Genomic DNA, 7,648 nt, shown 5'->3' with positions numbered 1-7,648 from the left:
GAACCACCCGCCTCCCCGGCTCCACACCCTGAAGGAGTCGGCACGGAAGAGGGCGACGTCGAATACACCCAACTGCGGTCGGCAGCCGTCGTCCAAGCGGTCCGTGGTGCCCGTCTGCGCTTCGACGACGGTCAGGTCATGGTGCTGGAATCCACGGCACTGATCGGCAGGAACCCGGCAGCCCACGACGGGGAAGAAGTCGCCGAACTGTTCAACTACGCGGATATGGGCCGCTCGGTTTCCAAAACTCATCTGCATCTGGCAGCCGATAGTTCGGGGGTCTGGGTCACTGACCGCAACTCGACCAACGGATCGGGTCTTACCGGGGCCGACGGGGTACGGAAGACGTTGGCTGCCGGCCAGTCCCAACATGCCGAGTATGGTGACACTGTGTACTTCGGCGACCGTCATTTCGTAGTGAGCCCCGCATGAGCGGGGCGGATTCCCGAGCCGCCGCCGGCCACGTGGCGTTGGACTTCGGATATGCCAGCGACCGTGGCCTGCGTCGTCCGCTCAATGAGGACGCCGTCCTGGCCGAGCGTCACCTTTTCGCGGTGGCCGACGGCATGGGCGGGCATGAGGCAGGAGAGGTGGCCAGCAGTATCTGCGTTGCCACGTTCGCCGCGGGGCAGGAAGCCGCAGGTGACTGGCTGACTCCGGAAGACCTGCAGCAGTTCATGGTCTCGGCAGACTTGGCCATCCGCGAGGCGGCAGCCTCCCGCGCCGGTACCACGGTGACAGGTGCCGCCCTGGTCCGTCAGGGTGAAGCAGTCTATTGGCTGGTCTTCAATGTCGGGGATTCGCGAACCTATCTGCTCTCCGGTGATGAATTCCGCCAGGTGACCGTGGACCACTCGGAGGTCCAGGAGATGGTCGACCGGGGAGAGATCACCGCGCAGGCAGCCCTGACCCACCCCCGCCGCAATGTCATCACCCGGGCGCTGGGGACCGGCGAAGACAGCGAAGCCGACTTCTGGATGCTCCCGGCACGCCCGGGGGACCGGCTCCTCATCTGCTCTGATGGGCTGACGAATGAAGTCGGCGACGGGGCGATCCGCGATGTGCTGGTGGCTCGCACTCCACCTCAGATTGCCGTCGACGACCTGTTGCAGGCAGCCCTGCGCTCCGGCGGCCGCGATAACATCTCCCTCGTGATCGTCGATGTGGAGCTCGAACACGAGGACGATGAGTTCAGCGATACCGCCCCACGAGCGGTGGTTGAACACGGTCAGACCCAACCGCGTCCGACGGTTGAAGGGGCATGACCATGCGGATGAGTTATCTTCCCGGACCGTGGTGGGCGCTGGTGCGTCACGGCCACCTCGTGCTGTTGCCCGAAGACACCGACCCGGAACACCTGGAGCGTCTGTGGCAGGCACTCGAGGGGGAGCCGGGGGTGGAATCTCTTCTGTCAGCAGTGCTTTCCGCTCGGGGGCTGGCCCTGACGGGGATGGCTCCCTTCGGAATCATCAGCCTCGAAAGTGATGTGCACACCATCCTGCGAGGCCCGGTCTCGATGTCCGCTGAAGGTCGAGAACTGAGCACCCACGTGAACGGGCTCGGCGTCACCACCTGGATGGAACGGCGCATCCCGAACCAGGAGAGCCTGAGTCTCGCCCTCGATGACGTGCTGCGCCAGCACGACGACGGGGACCAACCCTGGTTGCCGATCGTCGAGGGAATCGTCCCCTTCGGACGCCTTCGCGTGGAGCTACCGACGGATGGCCCTGGAACCATTGAGCCACTCTCGGCCCCACAGCCGGAAACCCAGGCATCGGCAACAGCAACCGCCGATCTTGACGTTGGAGCCGTGGCAGAACCAGAGGCCGCATCGGAAATGAGCGCCGCCGAGCCGGCAGCAACCGAGCTGCCGCAGATGCCCGCCGAGGCTGACGAAGAATTCGTTTCGGCTGAGGAAGCCGACGAGTCTCATACTGTCCTTTCCCGGGCCACCCGGGAGCCCTCACCCGAGCCGGGGGCCGAACCGAAGGATGAAGTGGCCCAGGCGCCCGCGGAGAAGCAGGTTGCCGAAGCTGCCCCGCAGGAACCACGGGCCGAGGAACCGGAAGCCGCTGAACGGGTTTCGGACGACACCATTGCCGGTCTTCACGGTGAGGAAGAGCAACCGGACCCCGAAGCACTGATCGACGCCGTCCCGTGGCTGGCAGCCGCACGGGCCCAAGCACACCCGGAGGCCAGAGGTAACCAGAAGGTTGCCGCAGCTGATGCCGGCGCCGAGGACCTGCCGACGATCACCTCGGCACCCGGCCGACCCGAACCAACGCCGACGCAGGCGCCTGTCGCCGACCTCGAGGGGACTGCGACGCCGTCCTGGGGTGACCATGACGGCAACACCGTGATGCGCGGGGACCTGCCCACCGAGGCCATTCCGACGACGTCGCGAAGCCCGGGAACCGAACAGCCGATGACCGGTCCGCTGGTTCTGGGCCGACTTTGTGCAGAAGGGCATGCGAACCCGCCGACCTCCTCGACCTGTGGCCTCTGTGAGGCCACGTTGAATGATGACCCCACGGATGTGGCCCGGCCGGCCTTGGGCCGGATGGTGATCTCCGACGGCGAGATCGTCGAACTTGACCGCCCCGCCGTCATCGGCCGCCAGCCCACCGTCAGCCGTTCGGCGAGCGAGTCCATGCCACGCGTTGTTCAAGTGAAGAGCCCCAGCGGTGACATTTCCCGCTCGCATCTGGAAGTACGGCTCGAGGGCTGGCACGTCATGTTGGTGGACCTCAAGGCGACCAACGGCACCCTGCTGGTCCGCCAGAACATGCCGCCGCGTCGACTGGGCCAGGGGGAGAAGCTGATGCTGCTCGACGGAGATATCGCCGATTTGGGAGACGGGGTCTCGTTGCGCTTCGAGGGCCTGCTGTGAGCGGCAAGCGTCCCCCGGCACCGCCACCGTCGATCGAGGGGTTCGAATATCTGAACCTCCTGGGATCCGGCGGTTTTTCGGATGTGTACCTCTACCAACAGGATCGGCCTCGCCGGAAGGTGGCCGTGAAGGTGCTGCTCTCCGACCTGAAAACGGAAAGCGCCCGTAAACGCTTCGAATCCGAAGCCAACCTCATGGCTCAGCTGTCTTCGCATCCGTACATCGTGACGATCTTCGAAGCCGATATCACCGCCGAAGGCCATTCGTATTTGGCCATGGAGTACTGCTCCCGACCGAGCCTGGACGTCCGCTACCGGCGAGCCCGGCTGGGAGTCGACGAAGTCCTGTCCTTGGCCATCCAGGTCGCCTCGGCTGTGGAGACCGCGCACCGAGCCGGCATCGTCCACCGCGATATCAAACCGGCGAACATCCTCGTGACGGACTATAACCGTCCGGCCTTGACCGACTTCGGTATCTCCGGAACGACCGACACACTGGACGATGAAGCAGGATTGTCGATCCCGTGGTCTCCGCCCGAGGCCTTTGCCGGGGGCTCCCCCAATGGGGTGCGCATGGATGTCTGGTCCCTGGGCGCGACGATCTACACGCTGCTGGCCGGCAGGTCGCCCTTCGTCCGCTCGGGGGCCGACAACTCCCAGCGCGAGCTGATTTCGCGGATTACCACCGCGCCCCTGGCCTCGCTCAACCGCCCGGATGTGCCGGCGGCTTTGGAACAGACACTGGCCACCAGCATGGCCAAGAGTCCGTGGGCACGTTTTGAATCCGTCCACGATCTGGCCCTGGCCTTGCAACGAGTCCAAGCCGAACTCGGCCTGTCCGTGACGGCATTCGAAGTGATGGAGGAGCCGGTTCCCCGCGAGGAATCCGGCGTCGACGAGGGCGGTGAGGCGACCAGGGTGCGGCAGGTCGTTTCCATCGATCCTGAGGCCGGGGCTACCCCGGCACCCCCGACAGGGGGGCCGACGCCGATCACGGATCCACTAGTTGCGGACCCGGCAGGGGCGGAGGACGCAACCATCATGCGCGGCCGGCTGCCGGACGGTTCGCTGGCCGGCTCACGCCAACGGCAGGGACGTCAGGTGGGCCCGCCCCCTGTGGTCAATGCGGTCGACGGGGAGGAACCCGGTGCCGACGGCTGGGTTCCGGTCGTACCGTCACGGCCTGCGGGCCGGCAACACGAGGGCCAACGATTCCCCACCGGATTGGTGGCGGGACTCGGCGCCGTGTTGGCCATGGTCATCGCGGGAATTTTTGTGGTGACTGCCTTGAACCGGGGAAGTGAGGCACAGGAGGTTTCCTCGGGTGTTTCGTTGAGCCAGGCACCGGCAGACCCGCTGCTGGGGCAGGAGGGCGTGGTCCCGCAGGTCAAGGACTTCGCCGTAAAGCAGTCCGGTTCGAAGATGACCTTCAGTTGGAAGAGCCCGAAGGCCCAGAAGGGCGATGTCTTTTATTGGGCTCCGGTGACGGCCACCGAACAAGGAGAGAACCGGAAAGTGGAGGAGCCCACCGTCACGACCGAGGCCGTCAAAGGCGAGCCGACCTGCATCCAAGTGGTGTTGGTGCGATCGACAGGAAAAGCTTCGGACCCCAGCAGATACTGTTCGGACGGCTAGTCTCGTGGGTGGACGATCCGCGAGAGATGAAGCAGGACACAGGGGACAGGACTCATGGTGGAAGTAAACATCGATTTTTGTGGGGAATGGTTCCCGGTCGACGATGACCAGGTTTTCACCATTGGGCGTGAAGGCGACCTGGAGGTCGACGAGAACCCCTACCTGCATCGGCGTTTCCTCACCGTGGCCCGCTACGACAGCATCTGGTGGCTCTCCAATGTCGGGTCCCGCCTCTCGGCGACCATCGCCGATGCCACCGGCGGTCTCCAGGCCTGGGTGGCTCCGGGGGCACGTATCCCTTTGGTGTTCAGTCAGACCAACGTCGTTTTCACTGCAGGGCCGACGACCTACGAATTTTCGGTCCACCTCTCGACCCCGGCTTTCCGTCAGGAATGGAGTGCCGACGATGGTGACGGGCAGACCACGATTGGCCCCGTCGTGCTCACAGATGCCCAACGGGCGTTGGTGGTCGCGCTGGCGGAGCCCATGCTGCGCCGCGACGGCACCGGGTTGAGCTCCATCCCGACATCGGCCAAGGCAGCCGCCCGGCTGGGCTGGCCGTTGACCAAGTTCAACCGCAAACTGGACAACGTCTGCGACAAGCTGGACAAGTCTGGAGTCGCCGGGCTGCGCGGGGGCGCCGGCAAGTTGGCGACCAACCGGCGGGCCCGCCTGGTCGAACATGCTGTCACCTCTCATCTGGTGGTCGCTGCGGATTTGCCGTTGTTGGACGCAGCTCCCGCAGCCGACGACTAGTCCTCAGACCCAGGGACGCAAGGACGGTGGCCAGAGCATTGCTAGGGTCAATCAGATGACCGGAATGCGATACCCCCGCCCCCTTGCCGAGGGAGACCGAATCGACGTGACCGCCCCGTCGATGGGCGTCCCGGGATCCCTGCACGCCCGCTTGGACCATGCGGTATCGGACCTGCGCGCTGCCGGGTTCGAAGTACGGGTGGAGGAATCCGTCCGCCAGGAGGGACTGGCCTCAGGCCCGCCATCCACGAGGCGTACCGAACTCGCTGCCGCCTTCGCCGGTCCGGCCCGTGCCGTCCTGCCACCTTGGGGCGGGAAGCTGGCCATCGAAATCGTCAAAGGAACCGATTGGAAAGCCCTCGCGGAGGACCCCACATGGTTTGTGGGCTGGTCGGATATCTCCACCCTCCTGCTGCCACTGACGATCACCACCGGTGTCGCAACCATTCACGGTGGCAGCCTGATGGACGAGCCGTGGGAACTACCGGCCGGGTTCCATCGGTGGACCGAGGTGGCAGCGCTCCCCGAAGGAGCATCCTTTACCCAAACAGCTGCCCCGTATCGTCGTTCACGCCCGTGGTCCGACTGGGACGAGGAACCGTTGGGGCGGGCCGAAGCCTATGAGGAGCCGACCGCCTGGACGTCGCTGCATGCCGAGGACGTGGAACTGCGTGGCCGACTCCTGGGAGGGTGTTTGGAGACGGTGTCCTTGCTCGCGGGATCCAGTTTTGGGGATCTGTCGGGATTCGCTCGCCGTCATGCCCCCGAAGGACTAATCGTCTACCTCGAAGTCGTCGATTCCGACGCCGTGAGCGTGCTTCGAATGCTCTGGGCGTTGCGGCTGGCCGGATGGTTCGACCACGCCAACGGCATATTGATCGGACGCACCACTGCTCCCGATACCGCGGAATTGACGCAGAGCGAAGCGGTGGAACGGGCACTGGGGGATCTGGATATTCCGGTGATCCTTGATTTCGATACGGGGCACCAGCCTCCGCAGATGCCGTTGGTCAACGGGGCGCTGGCAGAGGTCGAATTGGTCGACGGGCACGGGTGGATCACCCAACACCTGATCCCGTGATGACTGGGGCTGGACGTATCCTGATGCCATGAGTGCGCAACCAGCACCGTCGGACGGGGTCCGAACCCACGCCCTGCGCGGGGGAGTCCTGCTGATCGCGCGGGTGGGGCTGGTCGCCTTGGCCACGACGATCGCCTGGCTGGTCATGGTCGGTGTCGACGGTCCGGCCTCGTTTCCGCCGTCGCCCCTGCTCGCATCGTTGAGCTTGCTCCCGGTGAACATCGTCTCGTTGTGGCTCGTTGCCCGTTTCCTGCGCTCCGAAGGCCAGGACCTTCGTTCCCTGTTCATCCCGGCCCGGCGCCCGATGCTGCGCGAAACCGGCTGGGGACTGCTCTGGATCCTCGTCCTCTACCTCCCCTTCGTGGCCGCCATCATGGGCACCATGTGGGCCCTGCACGGCCCCGAGATGTTCACGGCATTCGAAACGGTCTTCTTCGACCCGCAGGCCGCCGCGATCGCCCACCCCGGATGGGGCCTGGCCCTGGGCATCATCGCCGTTCTGACGTTCGCTCCGCTCAATGCCCCCGCCGAGGAGGCGGTGTTCCGTGGCTACTCCCAGTCACGCCTGTTGCGTCGGTGGTCGGTCCTCGCCACCGTATTGCTCTGTTCGCTCGCTTTCGGCGCCCAGCACGCCTTCTTCGCCCCGACGGCGGACGCCATGATCGTCTATGTCGTGGCGTTCACGGTGTGGGGGATCGGATCGGCACTGATCGTGCTCCGACAGAAACGTTTGCTGCCCATCACCATCGCCCACTTCATCGTGAACCTGTTGAGCAGTTCCCCCGCAGTCATATTCCCGATGCTGCAACTGACCGGTTTGGTTCCCCGTTAAAGGGCCGCCGGTGAGCTGCCGCACCGCCCACCGGAGCGCTCAGTCGGGGCACCTCAGCTGGGCGAGCACCGTGGAAAGAGCATCCCGACGGTATGTCAGTTCGCTGATGCGTTCGTGGAGAACTGCGTACTGCTGTTCCAGCAGCACCACACGTTCTGAGCTGGTCATGGTGTCCCAGTGCTCCATTTGTGTTCGCATCTGGTCCAGCGAGAGGCCGACCGCGCGTCCGGAGAGAATGAGCTCGAGCCGGCGTTGCGCTCCCGGGCCGTAATCGCGGTAACCGTTGGGAGAACGCGTGATCTGCCCCGGGCTGAACATGTCCCGCTCTTCGTAATATCGGATGGCTGAAGCAGCTAAACCGGTTCGATGGGCGAGTTCGCCGATGCGCATTCTATCTCTTGACCTTCAAGTCGCTTGAAGCTTTAGCGTGACACCAGAACCACAACACGGTCAAT

The 7,648-nt window shown here is 64.9% G+C and carries 7 protein-coding genes and 1 pseudogene; 7 read left to right on the top strand and 1 reads right to left on the bottom strand.

What is annotated here, in order from left to right; translation table 11 throughout:
- The 7 genes and pseudogenes from FM101_RS15680 to FM101_RS02285 form a co-directional block, all read left to right on the top strand.
- Positions 1–432 (top strand): annotated as a pseudogene (locus FM101_RS15680) (FHA domain-containing protein); the annotation flags it as partial.
- Positions 429–1,265 carry a PP2C family protein-serine/threonine phosphatase gene (locus FM101_RS02310; protein ID WP_086994867.1) on the top strand — a complete coding sequence of 279 codons (837 nt, stop codon included), beginning with the start codon at positions 429–431 and terminating at the stop codon, positions 1,263–1,265. The pseudogene FM101_RS15680 and the gene FM101_RS02310, both read left to right, overlap by 4 nt.
- Before the next feature lie 2 nt (positions 1,266–1,267).
- Positions 1,268–2,890, top strand: a complete 1,623-nt coding sequence (locus tag FM101_RS02305; RefSeq protein ID WP_179204207.1) for an FHA domain-containing protein — start codon at positions 1,268–1,270, stop codon at positions 2,888–2,890.
- Positions 2,887–4,524, top strand: coding sequence for a serine/threonine-protein kinase (locus tag FM101_RS02300; protein ID WP_086994862.1), 1,638 nt, complete (start codon positions 2,887–2,889; stop codon positions 4,522–4,524). The genes FM101_RS02305 and FM101_RS02300 overlap by 4 nt, the downstream gene beginning before the upstream one ends.
- Before the next feature lie 54 nt (positions 4,525–4,578).
- Complete coding sequence (locus FM101_RS02295; RefSeq protein WP_086994859.1) at positions 4,579–5,280, top strand: hypothetical protein; 702 nt, start codon at positions 4,579–4,581, stop codon at positions 5,278–5,280.
- A 55-nt stretch (positions 5,281–5,335) separates the two neighbouring features.
- Positions 5,336–6,361 carry a S66 family peptidase gene (locus FM101_RS02290; RefSeq protein WP_086994856.1) on the top strand — a complete coding sequence of 342 codons (1,026 nt, stop codon included), beginning with the start codon at positions 5,336–5,338 and terminating at the stop codon, positions 6,359–6,361.
- A 28-nt stretch (positions 6,362–6,389) separates the two neighbouring features.
- On the top strand, positions 6,390–7,193 hold the full coding sequence (locus tag FM101_RS02285; RefSeq protein ID WP_086994854.1) for a CPBP family intramembrane glutamic endopeptidase: 804 nt from the start codon (positions 6,390–6,392) through the stop codon (positions 7,191–7,193).
- A gap of 39 nt (positions 7,194–7,232) precedes the next feature.
- Here FM101_RS02285 and FM101_RS02280 read toward each other — a convergent pair whose 3' ends face one another.
- The gene (locus FM101_RS02280) at positions 7,233–7,583 is read right to left on the bottom strand and encodes a MerR family transcriptional regulator (RefSeq protein WP_086994851.1); all 351 of its coding nucleotides are present in this window, start codon (positions 7,581–7,583) and stop codon (positions 7,233–7,235) included.
- Positions 7,584–7,648 lie beyond the last annotated feature (65 nt).

It is taken from the genome of Arthrobacter rhombi, assembly GCF_900163545.1.
Classification (GTDB): Bacteria; Actinomycetota; Actinomycetes; order Actinomycetales; family Micrococcaceae; genus Arthrobacter_H; species Arthrobacter_H rhombi_A.
This window is presented reverse-complemented; position numbering and strand designations above follow the sequence as displayed.

Coding starts and splice junctions, on each gene's coding strand:
- FM101_RS02310 (WP_086994867.1), top strand. CDS start 429: ATGAGCGGGGCGGATTCCCGAGCCGCCGCCGGCCACGTGGCGTTGGAC.
- FM101_RS02305 (WP_179204207.1), top strand. CDS start 1,268: ATGCGGATGAGTTATCTTCCCGGACCGTGGTGGGCGCTGGTGCGTCAC.
- FM101_RS02295 (WP_086994859.1), top strand. CDS start 4,579: ATGGTGGAAGTAAACATCGATTTTTGTGGGGAATGGTTCCCGGTCGAC.
- FM101_RS02290 (WP_086994856.1), top strand. CDS start 5,336: ATGACCGGAATGCGATACCCCCGCCCCCTTGCCGAGGGAGACCGAATC.
- FM101_RS02285 (WP_086994854.1), top strand. CDS start 6,390: ATGAGTGCGCAACCAGCACCGTCGGACGGGGTCCGAACCCACGCCCTG.
- FM101_RS02280 (WP_086994851.1), bottom strand. CDS start 7,583: ATGCGCATCGGCGAACTCGCCCATCGAACCGGTTTAGCTGCTTCAGCC.